Annotated in this window: 21 protein-coding genes; 17 read left to right on the top strand and 4 right to left on the bottom strand. The window is 68.6% G+C overall.

The window, feature by feature from the left end:
- Positions 1-162 precede the first annotated feature (162 nt).
- From ccmA to GVN21_RS01890, 3 genes are all read left to right on the top strand, one after another.
- On the top strand, positions 163-768 hold the full coding sequence (gene ccmA / locus GVN21_RS01900) for a heme ABC exporter ATP-binding protein CcmA (protein ID WP_166573004.1): 606 nt from the start codon (positions 163-165) through the stop codon (positions 766-768).
- Positions 765-1,430 (top strand): heme exporter protein CcmB, encoded by a 666-nt coding sequence (gene ccmB, locus GVN21_RS01895; protein WP_166573003.1) that lies wholly within the window; start codon positions 765-767, stop codon positions 1,428-1,430. Before ccmA ends, ccmB begins: the two co-directional genes overlap by 4 nt.
- A 96-nt stretch (positions 1,431-1,526) precedes the next feature.
- Complete coding sequence (locus GVN21_RS01890; protein ID WP_166573002.1) at positions 1,527-2,171, top strand: Spy/CpxP family protein refolding chaperone; 645 nt, start codon at positions 1,527-1,529, stop codon at positions 2,169-2,171.
- 47 nt (positions 2,172-2,218) lie between these two features.
- Here GVN21_RS01890 and mmcB read toward each other — a convergent pair whose 3' ends face one another.
- The 3 genes from mmcB to GVN21_RS01875 form a co-directional block, all read right to left on the bottom strand.
- Entirely contained in the window at positions 2,219-2,659 is a 441-nt protein-coding gene (gene mmcB / locus GVN21_RS01885; RefSeq protein WP_166573056.1) for a DNA repair putative endonuclease MmcB, read from the bottom strand.
- 47 nt (positions 2,660-2,706) lie between these two features.
- Positions 2,707-3,228 (bottom strand): lipocalin family protein, encoded by a 522-nt coding sequence (locus GVN21_RS01880; RefSeq protein ID WP_166573001.1) that lies wholly within the window; start codon positions 3,226-3,228, stop codon positions 2,707-2,709.
- Positions 3,229-3,312: 84 nt separating this feature from the next.
- On the bottom strand, positions 3,313-4,437 hold the full coding sequence (locus GVN21_RS01875) for a ferritin-like domain-containing protein (protein ID WP_166573000.1): 1,125 nt from the start codon (positions 4,435-4,437) through the stop codon (positions 3,313-3,315).
- A gap of 174 nt (positions 4,438-4,611) precedes the next feature.
- Between GVN21_RS01875 and acs the strand changes: the two genes are divergently transcribed.
- From acs to GVN21_RS01835, 8 genes are all read left to right on the top strand, one after another.
- Entirely contained in the window at positions 4,612-6,549 is a 1,938-nt protein-coding gene (gene acs / locus GVN21_RS01870; RefSeq protein ID WP_166572999.1) for an acetate--CoA ligase, read from the top strand.
- A gap of 67 nt (positions 6,550-6,616) precedes the next feature.
- Positions 6,617-7,135, top strand: a complete 519-nt coding sequence (locus GVN21_RS01865) for an SRPBCC family protein (protein WP_166572998.1) — start codon at positions 6,617-6,619, stop codon at positions 7,133-7,135.
- Between the two features lie 30 nt (positions 7,136-7,165).
- Entirely contained in the window at positions 7,166-7,924 is a 759-nt protein-coding gene (locus GVN21_RS01860; RefSeq protein WP_166572997.1) for a histidine phosphatase family protein, read from the top strand.
- Positions 7,921-8,802: an NAD(P)H-hydrate dehydratase gene (locus GVN21_RS01855; RefSeq protein ID WP_166572996.1), complete on the top strand. Its 882-nt coding sequence runs from the start codon at positions 7,921-7,923 to the stop codon at positions 8,800-8,802. The genes GVN21_RS01860 and GVN21_RS01855 overlap by 4 nt, the downstream gene beginning before the upstream one ends.
- Positions 8,803-8,857: 55 nt before the next feature.
- Entirely contained in the window at positions 8,858-9,532 is a 675-nt protein-coding gene (locus GVN21_RS01850; RefSeq protein ID WP_166572995.1) for an HAD-IA family hydrolase, read from the top strand.
- Positions 9,533-9,564: 32 nt separating this feature from the next.
- A complete protein-coding gene (locus tag GVN21_RS01845) occupies positions 9,565-11,220 on the top strand; it encodes a lysine--tRNA ligase (protein ID WP_166572994.1) in 1,656 nt (551 codons plus the stop codon).
- A gap of 13 nt (positions 11,221-11,233) precedes the next feature.
- Positions 11,234-11,917: an endonuclease III gene (nth, locus tag GVN21_RS01840; protein WP_166572993.1), complete on the top strand. Its 684-nt coding sequence runs from the start codon at positions 11,234-11,236 to the stop codon at positions 11,915-11,917.
- Between the two features lie 7 nt (positions 11,918-11,924).
- Positions 11,925-12,413, top strand: coding sequence for an Imm42 family immunity protein (locus tag GVN21_RS01835; RefSeq protein ID WP_166572992.1), 489 nt, complete (start codon positions 11,925-11,927; stop codon positions 12,411-12,413).
- Here GVN21_RS01835 and GVN21_RS01830 read toward each other — a convergent pair.
- Positions 12,410-13,261: a transporter gene (locus GVN21_RS01830; protein WP_240902707.1), complete on the bottom strand. Its 852-nt coding sequence runs from the start codon at positions 13,259-13,261 to the stop codon at positions 12,410-12,412. The two genes, GVN21_RS01835 and GVN21_RS01830, sit on opposite strands and share 4 nt — an antisense overlap.
- A gap of 135 nt (positions 13,262-13,396) precedes the next feature.
- Here GVN21_RS01830 and GVN21_RS01825 point away from each other — a divergent pair, with 135 nt between their 5' ends.
- The 6 genes from GVN21_RS01825 to GVN21_RS01800 all read left to right on the top strand — a co-directional run bounded on the left by GVN21_RS01825 (position 13,397) and on the right by GVN21_RS01800 (position 17,644).
- A complete protein-coding gene (locus GVN21_RS01825) occupies positions 13,397-14,392 on the top strand; it encodes an adenosine kinase (RefSeq protein WP_166572991.1) in 996 nt (331 codons plus the stop codon).
- Complete coding sequence (gene hisB / locus GVN21_RS01820) at positions 14,389-14,979, top strand: imidazoleglycerol-phosphate dehydratase HisB (RefSeq protein ID WP_166572990.1); 591 nt, start codon at positions 14,389-14,391, stop codon at positions 14,977-14,979. Before GVN21_RS01825 ends, hisB begins: the two co-directional genes overlap by 4 nt.
- A gap of 219 nt (positions 14,980-15,198) precedes the next feature.
- Entirely contained in the window at positions 15,199-15,837 is a 639-nt protein-coding gene (gene hisH / locus GVN21_RS01815; RefSeq protein WP_166572989.1) for an imidazole glycerol phosphate synthase subunit HisH, read from the top strand.
- Complete coding sequence (gene hisA / locus GVN21_RS01810) at positions 15,783-16,559, top strand: 1-(5-phosphoribosyl)-5-[(5-phosphoribosylamino)methylideneamino]imidazole-4-carboxamide isomerase (protein ID WP_346764205.1); 777 nt, start codon at positions 15,783-15,785, stop codon at positions 16,557-16,559. The genes hisH and hisA overlap by 55 nt, the downstream gene beginning before the upstream one ends.
- Positions 16,560-17,327 carry an imidazole glycerol phosphate synthase subunit HisF gene (gene hisF / locus GVN21_RS01805; RefSeq protein ID WP_166572987.1) on the top strand — a complete coding sequence of 256 codons (768 nt, stop codon included), beginning with the start codon at positions 16,560-16,562 and terminating at the stop codon, positions 17,325-17,327. It abuts the gene before it with no gap.
- Positions 17,324-17,644, top strand: coding sequence for a phosphoribosyl-ATP diphosphatase (locus GVN21_RS01800; protein ID WP_166572986.1), 321 nt, complete (start codon positions 17,324-17,326; stop codon positions 17,642-17,644). The genes hisF and GVN21_RS01800 overlap by 4 nt, the downstream gene beginning before the upstream one ends.
- Positions 17,645-17,686: the final 42 nt, after the last annotated feature.

The raw sequence follows: 17,686 nt of genomic DNA, 5'->3' as shown, positions 1-17,686 counted from the left end.
CGCAACTCGTAGGGGACACACAGGGTCCCAGACGGCGCCGCGTACCATCCCGCGCGGGCGCGGGAGGTCGGTCGGGGGGTGTCTACTCCCGGTCGGCGCAAACGTCCATGCAGGCGCCATGGACATTTCGCCCCCTCGAGGAATTTCAAGCGGGGTGGCGCTGTGATCACGGGTCTGAGGGTCGAAGGGCTGGCGATCCGGCGCGGGGAGCGGGTTCTGTTCAGGGATCTGGCATTCCGGCTGGGGGCCGGCGAGGCCCTGGCCCTGACCGGGGCCAACGGGTCGGGAAAGACCAGCCTGCTGCGGGCCCTGGCCGGGCTGTTGCGACCGGAGGCGGGCAGGATCGCCTTCGAGGGGGCGGTCGACGCCGACGCGGCGCGGCATGAGGCGGTGCATCTGATCGGCCATGCCGACGGGCTCAAGGGCGGGCGCACGGCGCTGGAGGAACTGCGGTTCCAGGCCGCCTGGCTGGGCGGCGACGACCATGGGGTGGCGGCGGCCATCGAGACGCTGGCGCTGAAGCCCCTGCTGGACCTGGAGGTGCGGCGGTTGTCGGCCGGTCAGCGGCGGCGGCTGGCCTTGGCGCGGCTGGTCTCGGCGCCGCGGCCCCTGTGGCTGCTGGACGAGCCGATGGCGCCGCTCGATGCGGCCCGGCGAACGCTGCTGGCGGGCATGATGCGTGAGCACCTGAGCGGCGGCGGTCTGATCGTGGCGGCGGTGCACGATCCCCTGCCCATCGACGCGACCGGGCTGGAGATCGGGGCATGAGGCCGCTGATCGCCCTGATCGAACGGGAGCTGGCGCTCGGCTGGGGTCGGGGCGGCGGGCCGCTCCCCGCCCTTGGCTTCTATGCGGCGATCACCGTGTTGCTGCCCCTGGCCGGCGGCTCCGACACCGGCCGGCTGGCGCCGGTGGCGGCGGGGGTGGCCTGGATGGCCCTGGCCCTGGCCAGCCTGCTGTCCCTGGAGCGATTGTTCGAGCGTGACTACGAGGACGGCGGCCTGGACCTGTTGATGACCGGGCCGGCGCCGCTGGAGCTGGTCTGCGCGGTCAAATGCCTGGCCCAGTGGGTGACCACGGGCCTGCCCCTGGCCCTGGCCGCGCCGGTCGCGGCGGTGATGCTGGGGGCGCCGCTGGAGACCGCGCCCCTGGTGCTGGCCTGCGCCCTGGCCGGGGGGCTGGCCTTCGCCTTCGTCGGCGGGATCGGGGCGGCGCTGGCGCTGGGGTCGCGGCGGGGGGGCCTGCTGGTTGCGATGATCGTCCTGCCGCTGTTCAGCCCGCCCGTGATCTTCGGGGGAGCGGCCTTGCAGGCGGCGGCGTTGGGCTCGGGCGCCTCTGGCGGCCTGTTGCTGTTGCTCGGCTGGACCCTGGCGGCGGTTGGGCTGTCGCCGCTAGCCATGGGCGCCGCTTGCCGTAACGCTGTTGGCTGAACGCTACAGTCCCGCAACAAATCCGGGGTTTTCCGACATTCGGCGGCCACAAGCGCCGGGCAAGGTTCCATCGTCACACTCGGGAAGGGACCCCTTATGAAACTCATCCTCCGCCACGCCGGCCTTCTGGCCAGCGCCGCCTTCGTCCTGACCGCCGCCGGCGCCGCCGTCGCGGGCGAGCCCGCCGCCAGGAAGGAGGGCGAGGTCAAGGTCGAGCGCAAGGTGATCGTCCACCGGGCCGGCGGGCCGATGGGCCGGCATCACGACCCCGAAGCCCGCGCCCAGCACCTGCGCGACACCCTGCAGCTGCGTCCCGACCAGGAGCCGGCCCTGAAGGCCTATCTTGAGGCGACCAAGCCGCAGATCGTCAAGATCGAGCGCAAGGTCGGACCGGGCCAGGAGGGCGCCCCGCCTGAAAAACCCAGGATGCTGACCACGCCCGAGCGCCTCGACCTCCAGGCCAGACGCATGGCCGACCACCAGGCCGCCTTCCAGAAACGCGCCGCCGCCACCCGCGCCTTCTACGCCTCGTTGAGCCCCAGCCAGCAGAAGGCCTTCGACGTGCTGCACGTCGGTGGGTCGGGGCATCGCCGCATGAAGGTGATGCGCATGGGCGGACCGGGCCGTCCGGGTCCCGGCGGCGCGCCGGGCGAGGACCGGATCGTCATGATGGAGGGGCCGGACGAGCTGGCCTTGCTGGATGGTGAGGATCTCGAACTCGAAGTCGAGATCGACGAGTAGGGTTTGCGGTGCTCCCTCTCGAAAGGGAGGGGGCCACTTGCCGGGTTCTACAGGCTCCCAGCCCGCATCGCCGCCAGGCGACCAAAGGCCAGGGTCAAGGCTTTACGCCGGGCCGCGACGAGGGGCGTCCAGGGCGCGTCCCGCACCACCGCCCCACCGAACCCGTCGGCCACCATCAGTCCCGGCTCCTCCGGCAGAAGGGTCTGCGGAAACTCCGGCCCGACCGCGAAGAAGAAGCTGTCGCAATAGGGCAGGTAGTCCCCCCATTTGCGGTCGCAGAGATAGTCCTCGGGGCTCGACTTGACCTCGACAATGACAATCTCGCCCTTCGGCCCAAGCGCCATCAGGTCCGCCCGCCGTCCGTTCGGCAGTCCCACCTCGGCCAGCGGCGCATAGCCCATCGACACCAGCAGCCGCGCCGCGCCCCGGGTCACCACCGAGGTGGTCTCCGGGCGGGTCAGGGTGACAAGGGTGAGCACGGCCTCCATGGCCGCCATTTATGTTCCGGTTGTGTTCCGGGTCAAGACTCGCCGGGTCAGGCCGGCGGCTGCTTGGGCTGTTCCAGCTTCGCGGTATTGTAGCCCAGCGCCTTGATCCGGCCGATCGCGGCCGCCTTGGCCGCCGGGGTCATCACCGCCTTACGGCTCATCAGCCAGACGTAGTTGCCCCCCGGAGTGGCCATGATCCCCCAGCTGCCGTCGCCGGCCGTGTCGAGGATCCAGTACTCCTGGTTCACCAGCCCGAAGAACCTGGCCTTGAACTTGGCGTTGCCGCTGCCCGGGACGATCTGCCCCTCGGCCTTCCACACCTTGGTCGGGCCGGCAGGCGAGCCCCGGCGGCAGGTCTGGGTCATCAGGTACTTGCCGCCCTTGGCCGAGGAGAACTGGCTGGTCGGGGCGTGGCAGTCCTTCTGGTTGCCATTGGGGGTGCGGGCGACCTCGTACCAGGTCCCGGAATAGAAGCTGGCGGAGATGGGCTTGGTCGGTTGGGGCGCGGCGGCGACCGCCGGAAGGGCGGCGAGCAGCAGGGCGCCGGAAATGACGATTGCGGTTTTCATGGTCGGCAATCTAGTCCGGACGCCGAAAAAGAAAACGCCCCGGCTTTCGCCGGGGCGCTCAAAAAGTCGTGGCCTGAGAGGATGTTACTCGGCGGCCAGGCTGACCGGGCGCGGGTTGTCCTTGAAGTTGATCGCCTGCAGATAGCGGATGCCGTCCTCGGCAATATCGTCGCCGACCATCCGGTCGCCCTCGGCCTTCAGCTCTTCCAGGTCGACATACATGCCGTAGAAGGCCTTGGTCCGCTCGGTGATGATGCCGGCGTTGAGCAGCGTCTTGACCAGCACCCGGAAGATGTTGGTCTGTTCCTTCATGTTCTCGCGGCGGGCGTCGTCCGTCATGATCTGGGCGAACTCGGCGATGACCTTTTCCGGGTCCAGACCGTAGGCCTCGTAGAGGTCGCGCTGCTGGGTCGGGCCGACGAGGTTGAACAGCACCGCCTGGAAGCAGTGGGCGGCCCAGTCCTCGATGATCGCATGCTCTTCGGCGCTCAGCTTGGGCACGGTGCGGTCGGCCCAGATCTTCCCGAACTTGTGGTGGAAGGCCTCGTCGGTCATCACCAGCTGCAGCAGCTTCTTGCCGAGCGGATCGTTGATGGCGTTGAACAGGCTGGCGAAGGCGCCCATGGCCAGGCCCTCGACCAGCATCTGCATGCCGATGATCTTCTTGTAGACCTCCGGCGCGTCGATGATCTCGACCAGCAGGGCCTTCAGGGTCGGGCCGCACTCGACCGGACGGCCCCAGCGCGCCTTGATGTATTTGGCGAAGGCGGTGACGTGACGGGCTTCTTCGCGGGTCTGGTTGGCGGCGTATTCCTGCGCGCCCTGGTCCTTCAGCACGTGGCAGAGGCTGGCCGACAGGTTCAGCGCGCCCTGCTCGCCGTGCAGGATGGAGGAGAAGATCCGCAGGGTGCTGTCGTTGATGAAGCGGATGCGGGTCTTGGGGTCCGACAGGTGGTTGGAGACGTATTCGGTCTGCAGCGCGACGACGAATTCCTCGGGAACCAGGGCCTGGTTCTCCATGTCGAAGGGCTCGTCGAAGTCGATGTAGGCCTTGTCGAGCGGATCCCAGAAGTGGTCGTGGGTGGCGCTGATGATCTTGTCGAAGGCGGTCGAGCGGTTGTTGTAGCGGTCGAGTTCGAGCATCGACTCGAAGTCGTTCGGCGCCACCGCGTCGTACATGGCGTCCTTGGTGATGTTCTTGTCGGTCATCAGCTTCATCCTCCGGCCAAAAGGGGTGCGGACCCTGTGCCGGGCCTCTGCAATGTGAACACTGCTCACTTAGCGCCCTTACGTCAACAAAAAATGACGGCGGCGTCACCTTTGTGATCGCCTTGCGCGGCCCCCTTCCATCCGCATACTCCCGGCCAAAAGAGGGAGTGCGCCATGAGCGAGGAACAGATTTTTCCGGTCCCGGCCGAGTGGGCGGCCCGGGCGCACATGGACGCCGCCGGCTACGAAGCGGCCTGGGAGGCGGTGGAGAAGAATCCGGACGCCTTCTGGGCTGGCGTCGCCGCCCGCCTCGACTGGATCACCCCGCCGACGAAGATCAAGGACGTCTCCTTCGCCAAGGACGACTTCCGCATCCGCTGGTTCGAGGACGGGGTGCTGAATGTCAGCGTCAACTGCTTGGACCGGCATCTGGCCGAGCGCGGCGATCAGGTCGCCTTCATCTGGGAGGGGGATGATCCGTCCGAGAGCCGCAGGATCACCTATCGGGAGGCCCATGAAGAGGTCTGCCGGATGGCCAACGTCCTGAAGGACCTGGGGGTCCGCAAGGGCGACCGGGTGACCATCTACATGCCGATGATCGCGGAAGCCGCCTACGCCATGCTGGCCTGCGCCCGCATCGGGGCGGTGCATTCGGTGATCTTCGGCGGCTTCTCGCCCGACAGCATCGCCGGCCGCATCCAGGACTGCGACAGCCGCTTTGTGATCACCGCCGACGAAGGGTTGCGCGGCGGCCGGATCATTCCGCTGAAGATGAACGTCGACCTGGCCCTGACCCACTGCCCGCAGGTGGAGAAGGTGCTGGTCGTGCGCCGCACGGGGGCCAAGTGGCTGACCCACAATGGCCGTGACGTCGCCTATGAGCCGCTGCGCGACGCCGCCAGCCCCGACTGCCCGCCCGAACCGATGAACGCCGAGGATCCGCTGTTCATCCTCTACACCTCCGGCTCGACGGGGAAGCCCAAGGGGGTCCTGCACACCACCGGAGGCTATCTGGCCTGGGCCAGCTGGACCCATGAGCTGGTGTTCGATTATCGGCCCGGCGAGATCTTTTGGTGCACCGCCGACGTGGGCTGGGTCACCGGCCACAGCTATATCGTCTACGGCCCGCTCTCCAATGCGGCAACGTCCCTGATCTTCGAGGGAGTGCCCAACTATCCGACCTCTTCCCGCTTCTGGGAGGTGATCGACAAACATCAGGTGGAGATCTTCTACACCGCCCCCACGGCCTTGCGGGCTCTGATGCGCGAGGGCGAGGAGCCGGTGAAGAAGACGTCCCGCAAGAGCCTGCGGCTGCTGGGCAGCGTCGGCGAGCCGATCAATCCGGAGGCCTGGCTCTGGTACCACCGGGTGGTCGGCGAGGGCCGGTGCCCGATCGTCGATACCTGGTGGCAGACCGAGACCGGCGCCTGCCTGGTCAGCCCCCTGCCCGGCGCCACGGCCCTGAAACCCGGCTCGGCCAGCAAGCCCCTGCCGGGGGTGAAGCTGCAGCTGGTCGACGCCGAAGGCCAGGTTCTGGAGGGCGCGACCAGCGGCAACCTCTGCATCACCGACAGCTGGCCCGGCCAGATGCGCACCGTCTATGGCGACCACCGGCGGTTCTTCGACACCTACTTCTCGACCTATCCCGGGAAGTATTTCACCGGCGACGGCTGCCGCCGCGACGAGGACGGCTACTACTGGATCACCGGCCGGGTGGACGATGTGATCAACGTCTCCGGCCACCGGCTCGGCACCGCGGAGGTCGAGAGCGCCCTGGTCGCCCACCATGACGTGGCCGAGGCGGCGGTGGTCGGCCGGCCGCACGATGTGAAGGGCCAGGGCATCTACGCCTATGTCACCCTCAACGCCGACACGGCGCCGAGCGAAGAACTGCGCAAGGCGCTGGTGCTCTGGGTGCGCAAGGAGATCGGCCCCTTCGCCGCGCCTGACGCCATCCAGTGGGCGCCCGGCCTTCCCAAGACCCGCTCGGGTAAGATCATGCGCCGTATCCTGCGCAAGGTGGCCGAGGGCGACGTCTCCAACCTGGGTGACACTACCACCCTGGCCGACCCGGCGGTTGTCGACGACCTGGTGAAGAACCGGATCGGCTGAGGCGACCCCGCGTTACCCCCACAAAAGGAGGTTTCCCTTCTTTGAAAAGGGGTTAGCGTTAACCACCATGTGGGCCGTTCTCATCCTTGCGCTGGCCAGCAGCGTGTACGCCGAGGTGTCTCCGGACCCCGGCGGCACGGCCGGCGTCGTGCGCGGCCGGGTGGATATCGAAGCCCCGCCGGCGGTGGTGTGGAAGGTCATTCTCGACTGTAGCCGCGCCCGGCGGATGGCCCCCAACGTCCAGAGCTGCAAGGTGCTGGACCGGGCCGGTGATGGCAGTTGGGACGTGCGCGAGATGGTGGTGGCCCCGCCGCTGGTGCCCAAGGTGCGGTCGGTCTTCCGCTCCAGCTACGATCCGCTGAAGCGGATCACGTTCAAATGCACCAGCGGCGACGTGAAGGTCTGCGAGGGCGAGTGGCGGCTGGTCGCCCTGCCCGGCGGCGGCACTCGGGTCCACTACACCAACCGCGCCTCCTCCCCCTTCCCCAGCCTGCCCAACGCCCTGACGCGCGAGGCGCTGAAGAGCGACATGATCCGCGCCCTCAAGGGATTGCGGAAGGAATGCCTCAACGCCGCCAAGGCCTGAACCCCAGGCCACGCCCCGCGTTTGGGGCGCATGAGCAACCGTTGGCCCGCCCGACTCTGGATCGTCCGCCACGGCGAGAGCGCCGGCAACGTCGCCCGCGACAGGGCCGACGCCGCGGGCCTGGGCCGCATCGATATCGCCATGCGCGACGTGGAGGTGCCGCTCAGCCACGCCGGCCGTGACCAGGCCCTCGCGCTCGGCGCCTGGCTCGCCGACCAGCCGGAGGACCGGCGGCCACAGGTGCTCCTCGCCTCGCCCTACCTTAGGGCCCGGCATACCGCCGAGCTGATCGCCGAGGCCGGGGGCGTGGTTGCCGACACCTTCGCCCCCTGCATCGACGAGCGGCTGCGTGAGCGGGAGTTCGGGGTTCTGGACCGGCTGACCCGCGCCGGCATCCTTGAGCATTTCCCGGAGGAGGCTGAGCGGCGGACCTTCCTGGGCAAGTTCTATCACCGCCCACCCGGCGGGGAGAGCTGGGCCGACGTCATTCTGCGGCTGCGGAGCATGCTCGACACCCTCAGCCTCCACCACGAGGGCCAGCGGGTGCTGATCGTCTGTCACCAGGTGGTGGTGCTCTGCCTGCGCTATTTGTTGGAGAACCTCGACGAGACGGCGATCCTGGCCATCGACGCGGAGAAGGACGTCTCCAACTGCGGCGTGACGGAATACGAGATCGACCCGGACTCCCGGCGCTCCATGCGGCTGGTCCGCTACAATTTCGTTGCCCCGCTGCGCGAGGCCGGCGCCCCGGTGACCAGCGCCCCCGACGCCAACGTCGCCGCCCGATGACGCCGACCCCTCTGACGCCGGACCTGCTGGCCGGCTGGCCTCTGCCGGCCCCGCCGCCGGGCTCCGACAAGGATGCGCGGGGCCGCGCCCTGGTCGTGGCGGGCGGCGCCCAGACCCCCGGCGCGGCGGTGCTTGCCGGGATCGCCGCCCTGCGGGCTGGGGCCGGAAAGTTGCAGATGGCGGCGGCGACCCCCTGGGCCCAGGCGCTGGCCTTTGCCCTGCCAGAGGCGAGGGTGGTGCCGGTGGCCGCCACGGCGGAGGGCGAGATCGCCGCCGGCGCCGCCCGAACGCTGAACAAGCTGGCAGCGCGCTCCGATGCGGTGGTGGTCGGCCCCGGCATGATGGACGATGCCGTCGCCTGCCCGCTGGCCGCGCGGATGGTGGCCGCCGCGCCGCTGGCCGCCTTCGTGCTCGACGCCGGCGCGGTGACCGGGCTTGCGCCCCTGTTGACCCGCTTGGCCGGCAAGGGCGAGCAGCTGGTGCTGACCCCTCACGCCGGCGAGATGGCCGCCGTGCTGGAGATCGACAAGGACCGGGTGCTGGCCGATCCGATCGACGCCGGCCGCCGCCTCTCCGATGCCCTGGGCGCCGTGGTGGTCATGAAGGGGCAGGTCACCCACATCCTCGCCCCCGACCGCTGTTGGGTCCACGAGGGCGGGGTTGAGGGTCTTGGAACCTCAGGCTCTGGCGACGTCCTGGCCGGTCTGATCGGGGGGCTGCTGGCCCGAGGCGCGGCGCCGGCTCAGGCCGCCTGCTGGGGTGTGGCCATACACGGCGCCGCCGGCCGGCGGCTGAGCGGCACCGTCGGTCCCCTCGGCTTCCTGGCGCGGGAAATCGCCGGCGAGGTCCCGCGACTGCTCCATGATTGGGCCCGCTAACAATCGGCAACCGGACTTGGGTTGCGGTCCACGCGCGCGCCGCTAAACCCCCGCCATGTACGACGCCGTCATCTTCGACGCCGACGGGGTGCTGCTCGACTCCGAGGCCATCTATCATGTCATCGAGATGGAGGTGCTGGGTGGCTACGGCCTGACCTACGACCCCCGCGACTATCGCGGCCGGTTCATGGGCATGCATGAGCGGACCTATGTCGCCGCTCTCGACGAAGAGCATCGCGCCAAGCTCGGGACCCCGCTCCCGGCCGACTTCCTGCCCACCGTCCGAGGCCTGTCGCGCATCGCCTGTGACGAGCGGCTGGAATGCGTCGCCGGCGCCCATGCCGCCGTGATGGCGGTGAAGACACCCCGCGCCGTGGCCAGCAGTTCCGACGCCGAGGCTCTGCGCCGCAAGCTGACCAAGGTCGAACTGGCGCCCCTGTTCGACCCCCACATCTACTCCGCCGACCTGGTTCCCCACGGCAAGCCGCATCCCGACATCTTCCTTCACGCCGCCGACGCCCTCAGCGTTGATCCGACCCGGTGCCTGGCCATCGAGGACAGCGTCAACGGCGTGCGCGCCGCCGTCGCGGCCGGCATGACCGTCTGGGGCTTCACCGGCGGGACCCATCTGGACGACGGCTATGCGCCGGGCCTGCTGGCCGCCGGGGCGGCGCGGGTGGTGGCCGATTGGGGCGAGGCAGAGCGGTTGATCCACGCCTTCCAACATTGACCCCAAGGCCTGCGACGCCTAATCGCCCCGGCATGTTTGAAGGTCTCTCCCCCCTCGCCCGCGACGCCAAGGCCTGGCCGTTCGAGCAGGCCCGCAACCTGCTGGGCCGCATCCTGCGCGTCCGCCTGACCGACGCCGAGCGCGATCTGGCGTCCACCCTGATCAACTCCGGCAAGGCGGCCGAGGCGGTCGCGACCTTCCCGGCGCTGGCGAAGCCGGTGACCTTCCAGTGCGGCTATGGCGCCTCGGGCCTGCCGCACATGGGCACCTTCGGCGAGGTGGCCCGACCGACCATGGTGCGCACCGCCCTGCGCGCCCTGACCGACGACGCCCTGCCCACCCGTCTGATCGTCTTCAGCGACGACATGGACGGCCTGCGCAAGATCCCGACCAACGTCCCCAACCGCCATATCCTGGAGGAGGATCACGACAAGCCGGTCACAGACGTGCGCGACCCGTTCGGCGAGTACGACAGCTTCGGCGCCCACAACAACGCCCGGCTGCTGGCCTTCCTGGACAGCTTCGGCTTCGACTACGAATTCATGTCCTCGACCGCCTGCTACAAGGGCGGGGTGTTCGACGCCGTGCTGCTGCGGGCGCTGGAGCGGTTCGACGCCATCCAGAAGGTCATGCTGCCCACGCTCGGTGAAGAGCGCCGCGCCACCTATTCCCCCTTCCTGCCGATCAGCCCGACGACCGGCCGGGTGCTTCAGGTGCCGACCCTGGGTCGCAACCTCGAGAAGGGGACCATCACCTTCCACGACGAGGACGGCTCCATCGCCGAGGTCCCGGTCACCGGCGGCCATGTGAAGATGCAGTGGCGCCCCGACTGGGCCACCCGCTGGACGGCCCTCGAGGTCGACTACGAGATGAGCGGCAAGGACCTGATCGATTCCGTCCGGGTGTCGAACCAGGTGTGCAAGGTGCTGGGCGGCACGCCGCCCGAGGCCTTCCACTACGAGCTCTTCATGGACGAGAACAACCAGAAGATCTCCAAGTCCAAGGGCAACGGCCTGACCATGGAGGAGTGGCTGCGCTACGGCGCGCCCGAGAGCCTGGCCTACTACATGTTCCAGAGCCCCAAGTCGGCCAAGAAGCTGTATTTCGACGTCATTCCCAAGGCGACGGACGAGTATCTGCAGCAGCTGGACGCCTACCAGCGCCAGGACGAGGCCCAGCGGCTGAACAACCCCGCCTGGCACGTCCACACCGGCCGCCCGCCGCAGGAGGGCTCACCGATCAGCTTTTCGCTGATGCTCAACGTGGTCTCGGCGGCGGACGCCTCGGAGAAGGCCATCCTCTGGGGTTTCCTGAGCCGCTACGTCCCCGGCGCCACCCCGGAAAGCCACCCCCTGCTCGACCGACTGGCCGGCTATGCGCTGAACTACTACGAGGACTTCGTGAAGCCGCATAAGGCGTTCCGCGCGCCCGACGAGAAGGAACGCGCGGCGATGCTCGATCTGCGGGCGCGGCTGGCGGCCCTGCCGGCCGACTGCCAGGACGCCGAGCTGATCCAGAACGAGGTCTATTCGGCCGGCAACGAGGCCGGGTTCGAGCCGCTGCGGTCCTGGTTCCAGGCGCTGTACGAGGTGCTGCTGGGCCAGAGCCAGGGGCCGAGGTTCGGCTCCTTCGCGGCGATCTTCACCCTGCCGCGCACGATCGCGCTGATCGACGAGAAGCTGGGCTAGGGCCGGCGCCTCAATGCCGACTCCGAAGAAGCCCGGCCGCAGGAAACGCCTCTCTCCCAAGGAGCGGGCGCGGGTCGAGGCGCTGTTCGAGCGGTTCTCGACCCTGTCGGACAATCCAAAGACCGAGCTGCACTTCACCAGTCCCTACACCCTGGTGGTCGCCGTGGCCCTGTCGGCCCAGGCCACCGACGTGCAGGTCAACAAGGCCACCGACAAGCTGTTCGCGGTCTACAACACGCCCCGGCAGATCTACGAGCTGGGCGTCGAGGGCCTGATCCCCTGGATCAACTCCATCGGCCTGTTCCGCAACAAGGCCAAGAACGTCATCGAGCTATCCCGCATCATCCTGGAGGAGCACGGCGGCCAAACCCCGCTCAATCGCGAAGCGCTGCAGGCCCTGCCCGGCGTTGGCCGAAAGACCGCCTCGGTCGTCCTCAACGAACTGGACATCGAGCCGGCCATAGCGGTGGACACCCATGTGTTCCGCGTCTCCCACCGGCTGAAGCTGTCGGCCGGCAAGACGCCGGACGCGGTCGAGGACGACCTCATGGCCATCGTCCCGGCCCCCTACCTGACCCGCGCCCACCACTGGCTGATCCTGCACGGCCGCTATGTGTGTCTGGCCCGCAAGCCGAAGTGCGAGATTTGCCAGGTGGCCGACCTCTGTCCCTCGCGCGAACTATTCATGGGCGGCTGAGACCATGATGTTCGGCAATCCCCAGGCCTTTGCCGTCCAGGTCGACCTGGAAGTCGAGAGTGAAATCCGGGACTGCCGCGTCTTCTACTGGATCGACGGCGAGCCGTTCGGAGACCCTCTACAGCCCGTCGAGGTTCTCTCGATGGTCTCGCAATTTGTCTCCATCGTTAAAGACGGCGGTCGTCGATTCGACGATGCCCTTGACCACCTGCCGGACGCCGAGGCCTTTCGCCTCATCGACGAGCATATGCACGGCGACGAGCCCTTCGAGGTGGTGGAGATGGCGGCCCGGTTCAATTTCGTCCCGCACGACCTGAACTTCCCAGGGCTTGCAGGCTATGCGGTGGAGCGTGATGGCCTGTACCGGCTGCTGCTGGGAGACCGGGAGGGTCGGTTCGAACGAACGCGCTATTGTCCGGGGGTGGCCTTGGAAGACGCCCTGTTCGACGCCTACATGTATCTCAATAGCGCCGTCCCGATGCGGCATGAGGATTAGCCCTCCAGCGCGTCCCGCACCGCCGCCCCGAACCGGCCGCCGGCTTTCGGCGCGTACTGCAGGAACAGGTCCGGCTCGATGGCCTCCAGCTCCATCAGCTGAAGCGTCCCGTCCAACCCCCGCAGCAGGTCGACCCGCGCATAGGCCAGCGGCGGTACGGCGGCCAATATCTCCTGGGCCACCGCTTCGGCCCCGTCCCACGGCTTGACCCGAGACACCTGCCCGCCGAACTGTGGCTGCACCCGGAAGTCGCCCTTGGCGGCGACCTTTGTCACCGCGTGGCTGAACTTGCCGGCGAAATAGAGCAGCGAGATTTCCCCCTCCTTGCCGACCGCCGGCAGGAAGGGCTGGATCAGGGCCGGGCCGTCGACCCCTTCGCCGAGCTCGTCGCCGGGGGTCAACTTCAAGGTCTGGTGCGAGCCGCCGCTGATCCGCGGCTTGGCGACCACGGTCTTGACGCCGAAGGTCTCGCGGGCCGCCGCGATGTCGTCGGCGGTCAGCGTCTCCACACTGATTGTCGGCACCACCGGCGCGCCCTTGGCGCCCAGTTCGGCCAGATAAGCCTTGTCAGTGTTCCAGCGCAGCACCTGGGCCGGGTTGATCATCCGCTGACCTGCCGCCTCGAAGGCGTCCAGCCTGGCCAGCCACTGCTCCGGCTTCTTGTGATAGCCCCAGGCGATCATCGGCAGGACGGCGTCGAACTTAGCCTCCAGCGGCTGGGTCCAGTCATGCGCCGTGGCGGTCACGCCGGCGGCGGCCAGCCCGGCCTCCAGCTTGGCGAACCATTCCGGCGCGAACTGCAGGTAGGCGGCCTCGTCGGCGGCGGGGGTCAGGATGGCGACTTGCATGAGGCAGGGTCTAAGCCGCCTCGCCGCTTTTCGGTACCCTCTGCGCCTCCCACAGTTTCCGAGACCCGGTGGGGATTGGCGTTTGACCCCGCCTCCTGTAACGACCCACGCGTTTGCCCAACTGAAAGACCGCTCATGACCGCCCAGTACGACGTCGCCGCGATCGGCAACGCCATTGTCGATGTGATCGCCCCGGCGGAGGAAGGCTTTCTGCATGCCGAAGGCCTGGTGAAGGGCTCGATGCAGCTGATCGACGAGGCCCGCGGGGTCGAGCTCTATGGCCGCATGGCCAAGGGGCTGGAGACCAGCGGCGGTTCGGCCGGCAACACCATCGCCGGGATCGCCAGCCTGGGCGGGCGCGCAGCCTATCTGGGCAAGGTGGCCCCGGACGGCTTGGGCGACACCTTCGCCAAGGACATGCGCGCCATTGGGGTGCATTTCGACACGGCCCCGCTGCAGGGCGGGCCGGCCACCGCCCGCTGCCTGATCAACGTAACCCCGGACGGCCAGCGGACCATGTGCACTTATCTGGGCGCCTCCACCGAACTGACCCCCGAGGACGTGCCCGCCGAGATCGTCGAGCAGTCGGCCATCGTCTATCTGGAAGGCTATCTGTTCGACCCGTCGGACGCCCGCCGCGCCTTCGCCAAGGCCGCCGGCCTGGCCCATGCCTCCAGCCGGCTGATCGGCATCACCCTGTCGGACAGCTTCGTGGTCGAGCGGCACCGGGGCGAGCTGCTCGGCTTCATCGAAGGCCAGGCCGACATCGTCTTCGCCAACGAGGACGAGGTGAAGGCCTTGTTCCAGACTGACGACTTCGACACCGCCGCCGCCAAGCTGGGCGCGATCACCAAGATCGCTGCCATCACCAGGGGCGAGCAGGGCTCGCTGATCCTGGCCGGAACCGACAGCCACCGCATCGCCGCCGATCCGGTGGACAAGGTGGTCGACACCACCGGGGCGGGCGACCAGTACGCCGCCGGCTTCCTCTATGGCCTGTCCCAGGGCCTCGGCTTCGACATCTGTGGGCGGCTGGGCTCGATGGCGGCGGCCGAGGTCATCACCCACTATGGCCCGCGCCCGGAGGTCAACCTGCGCGACCTGGCCATCTCCAAGGGTTTGCTGAAATGAACCGCACTGCGGAAATCACCCGCGACACCAAGGAGACCCAGATCAAGGTCTGGATCGACCTGGACGGCACCGGCGCCTCGACGATCTCGACCGGCATCGGCTTCTACGACCACATGCTGGAGAGCTTCGCCCGCCATGGCGGTTTCGACCTGAAGGTCGAGACCAAGGGCGACCTGCATATCGACATGCACCACACGGTCGAGGATACCGGCATCGTGCTGGGCCAGGCGGTGAAGCAGGCGCTGGACGGCTTCAAGGGCATCAAGCGCTTCGGCAGCGCCTACATCCCGATGGACGAGACCCTGACCCGCTGCGCCCTGGACCTCTCCAATCGCCCCTACCTGATCTGGAAGGTCGACTTCAGCCGGCCCAAGGTCGGCGAGATGGACACCGAGCTGTTCAAGGAATTCCACCACGCCTTCGCCATGAACGCCGGCGCCTGCGTGCACCTGGAAACCCTCTACGGCGACAACACCCACCACATCGCCGAAAGCGGCTTCAAGGCCCTGGCGCGGGCGCTGCGGGCGGCGGTGGAGATCGATCCCAAGGCCGGCGGCCAGGCTGTTTCAACGAAAGGCGTTCTCTAGCCGGGTTCGCCTCGGGGCTTCCTTCTCCCCTTGCGGGAGAAGGTGGCGCGAAGTGCCGGATGAGGGGTCGAAGACAGAAGACGCTGCCATCGCTGGCGGCCCTCGCCCTTCCCCATCAGCCGGTGCGCCCCCTCATCCGTCGGCTTCGCCGACACCTTCTCCCGCGAGGGGAGAAGGGACCACTAGCGGATTGACCCCGAACAGAGAGGAGGGTCGAAAATGTCTACCGTCGCCCTCATCGACTACGGCTCAGGCAACCTGCGCTCCGCCGAGAAGGCGCTGCTCAAGGCCGCCTTCACCCTGAAGTCCCCCCCGACGATCACGGTCACCGCCGACCCCGACGTGGTCGCCAAGGCCGACCGGCTGGTGCTGCCCGGCGTCGGGGCCTTCGCCGCCTGCATGGGCCTGCTGAAGGCCAGTGACGGCCTGGTCGCGGCGATAACCGAGGCGACCCAGACCCGTGGCGCGCCCTTCCTCGGCGTCTGCGTAGGCATGCAGCTGCTGGCCGACAGCGGCCTGGAGTTCGGCGTCACTCCGGGACTCGGCTGGATCCCAGGCCAGGTCCGCCGGCTCGAACCGCGCGACCCGGCCGCCAAGGTCCCCCACATGGGGTGGAACACGGTGCGCCCGGCCAGCCCGCTGTTCGCCGGCCTGGGGTTTGCGCCGCACATGTACTTCACCCACAGCTTTGCCTTCGATCCGGCTGATCCCGGCGATATCGCCGCCACCTGCGACCACGGCGGCCCGTTCGTCGCGGCGGTGGCGAGGGACAACGTCATGGGCGTACAGTTCCACCCTGAGAAATCCCAAGGGGCCGGACAGCGGCTGCTGGCCAACTTCCTGGAGCTTGCCCTGTGATCCTCTACCCGGCCATCGACCTGAAGGACGGCCGCTGCGTGCGGCTGCTGCACGGCGACCTCGCCAAGGAGACGGTGTTCAACGCCTCCCCCGCCGACCAGGCCGACCAGTTCCAGAAGCAGGGCTTCACCTGGCTGCACGTGGTCGACCTCAACGGCGCCGTCGAGGGCCGGGCGGTCAATGTCGAGGCGGTCGCCGACATCCTCCAGGCCGTGTCGATCCCGGTGCAGCTGGGCGGCGGCATCCGCACCCTGGCGCAGATCGAGACCTGGATCGAGGCGGGGGTCAGCCGGGTCATCCTCGGCACCGTGGCGGTGCGCGAGCCCGAACTGGTGAAGAAGGCCGCCCGGCTGTGGCCCGAACAGATCGCCGTGGGCATCGACGCCCGCGACGGCAAAGTCGCCACTCAGGGCTGGCTGGAAACCTCCGAGCTGGAGGCCGTTGAGTTGGCCCGACGGTTCGAGGACGCAGGGGTCGCCGCCCTGATCGTCACCGACATCGGCCGCGACGGGGCCATGACCGGGGTCAATGTCGCCCAGGTCGGCGAGGTGGCCGACGCCGTGTCGATCCCGGTGATCGCCTCGGGCGGGGTGGCCAGCGTCGCCGACATCGAGGCGTTGAAGGCCCGGGAGGGCGTGGCCATCGCCGGCTGCATCCTCGGCCGCTCGCTCTATGAAGGGGCCATTGACCCGGCCCGCGCCCTGACCCTGGCGGCGGGCTGAATGCTGAAGGTTCGCGTCATCCCCTGCCTGGACGTCAAGGACGGCCGCGTGGTGAAGGGCGTCAACTTCGTCGCCCTGCGCGACGCCGGCGATCCGGTGGAACAGGCCGCCGCTTATGACGCGGCCGGGGCCGACGAGCTGATGTTCCTCGACATCACCGCCAGCAGCGACAACCGCGGCCTGATCCTCGACGTCATCGCCCGCACCGCCGACGTCTGCTTCATGCCCCTGTCGGTCGGCGGAGGGGTGCGCTCGGTTGACGATGCGCGGCGCCTGCTGCGCGCCGGGGCCGACAAGGTCAGCGTCAATACGGCGGCTGTGAACGACCCCGATCTCCTATCGCGCCTGGCCGACGCCTTCGGCAGTCAGGCGGTGGTCTGCGCCGTCGATGCCAAATCGACCGGCAATGGCGGCTGGAACATCTTCACCCACGGCGGCCGCACCGACACCGGCAAGGACGCCGTGGAATTCGCCGCCCTGGCGGTGGAGAAGGGCGCGGGGGAAATCCTGCTGACGTCCATGGACCGCGACGGCGCCAAGACCGGCTATGACCTGCCCCTGCTGCGGGCGGTGACGGCGGCGGCTTCCGTGCCGGTAATCGCCAGCGGCGGAGCCGGCAACGTTCAGCATCTGGTAGAGGCCGTTCGTGATGGCCACGCCGACGCCGTGCTGGCCGCCTCGATCTTCCACTTCGGCGAGGTCAGTATCGGTGAGGCCAAGGCTGCCATGGCGGCGGCCGGCGTGCCGGTGCGGCAGGAGGCGGCATGAGCGAGCTTGGCGACACCCTCGATCGGCTGTGGGCGGTGATCGACAGCCGGCGCGGCGGAGATCCGGCGGCGAGCTGGACGGCGAAACTGCTGGCCGATCCGAAGCTGGCGGCGAAGAAGCTGGGCGAAGAGGCGGTGGAGGCGGCGATTGCCGCAGCTGTCGGCGACAAGGCAGCGCTCACGGCAGAAGCGGCGGACGTGCTGTACCACCTGCTGGCCGTGCTGGCCGCGAGCGGGGTGACACCGGATGAGGTGGCGGCGGCGCTGAAGGCCCGCGAGGGAAATTCAGGGGTCGAGGAAAAGGCGAGCCGGTCATAAGTGGTTCGCTCTCCCCCATGAAATGGGGGAGTGGATTTGGCG

Source organism: Caulobacter sp. SLTY (genome assembly GCF_009905535.1).
Lineage (GTDB): Bacteria > Pseudomonadota > Alphaproteobacteria > Caulobacterales > Caulobacteraceae > Caulobacter.
Note: the sequence above shows the minus strand (reverse complement) of the source record. Positions and strands in the feature narration are given on the sequence as shown.

Bases quoted from the DNA above. Each gene is read 5' to 3' on its own strand.
- GVN21_RS01890 (WP_166573002.1), top strand. From the start codon at position 1,527: ATGAAACTCATCCTCCGCCACGCCGGCCTTCTGGCCAGCGCCGCCTTC.
- ccmB (WP_166573003.1), top strand. From the start codon at position 765: ATGAGGCCGCTGATCGCCCTGATCGAACGGGAGCTGGCGCTCGGCTGG.
- GVN21_RS01800 (WP_166572986.1), top strand. From the start codon at position 17,324: ATGAGCGAGCTTGGCGACACCCTCGATCGGCTGTGGGCGGTGATCGAC.
- hisF (WP_166572987.1), top strand. From the start codon at position 16,560: ATGCTGAAGGTTCGCGTCATCCCCTGCCTGGACGTCAAGGACGGCCGC.
- GVN21_RS01845 (WP_166572994.1), top strand. From the start codon at position 9,565: ATGTTTGAAGGTCTCTCCCCCCTCGCCCGCGACGCCAAGGCCTGGCCG.
- GVN21_RS01855 (WP_166572996.1), top strand. From the start codon at position 7,921: ATGACGCCGACCCCTCTGACGCCGGACCTGCTGGCCGGCTGGCCTCTG.
- acs (WP_166572999.1), top strand. From the start codon at position 4,612: ATGAGCGAGGAACAGATTTTTCCGGTCCCGGCCGAGTGGGCGGCCCGG.
- GVN21_RS01850 (WP_166572995.1), top strand. From the start codon at position 8,858: ATGTACGACGCCGTCATCTTCGACGCCGACGGGGTGCTGCTCGACTCC.
- mmcB (WP_166573056.1), bottom strand. From the start codon at position 2,659: ATGGAGGCCGTGCTCACCCTTGTCACCCTGACCCGCCCGGAGACCACC.
- hisH (WP_166572989.1), top strand. From the start codon at position 15,199: ATGTCTACCGTCGCCCTCATCGACTACGGCTCAGGCAACCTGCGCTCC.
- nth (WP_166572993.1), top strand. From the start codon at position 11,234: ATGCCGACTCCGAAGAAGCCCGGCCGCAGGAAACGCCTCTCTCCCAAG.
- GVN21_RS01830 (WP_240902707.1), bottom strand. From the start codon at position 13,261: ATGCAAGTCGCCATCCTGACCCCCGCCGCCGACGAGGCCGCCTACCTG.
- GVN21_RS01865 (WP_166572998.1), top strand. From the start codon at position 6,617: ATGTGGGCCGTTCTCATCCTTGCGCTGGCCAGCAGCGTGTACGCCGAG.
- GVN21_RS01835 (WP_166572992.1), top strand. From the start codon at position 11,925: ATGTTCGGCAATCCCCAGGCCTTTGCCGTCCAGGTCGACCTGGAAGTC.
- GVN21_RS01860 (WP_166572997.1), top strand. From the start codon at position 7,166: ATGAGCAACCGTTGGCCCGCCCGACTCTGGATCGTCCGCCACGGCGAG.
- hisB (WP_166572990.1), top strand. From the start codon at position 14,389: ATGAACCGCACTGCGGAAATCACCCGCGACACCAAGGAGACCCAGATC.
- GVN21_RS01825 (WP_166572991.1), top strand. From the start codon at position 13,397: ATGACCGCCCAGTACGACGTCGCCGCGATCGGCAACGCCATTGTCGAT.
- GVN21_RS01880 (WP_166573001.1), bottom strand. From the start codon at position 3,228: ATGAAAACCGCAATCGTCATTTCCGGCGCCCTGCTGCTCGCCGCCCTT.
- GVN21_RS01875 (WP_166573000.1), bottom strand. From the start codon at position 4,437: ATGACCGACAAGAACATCACCAAGGACGCCATGTACGACGCGGTGGCG.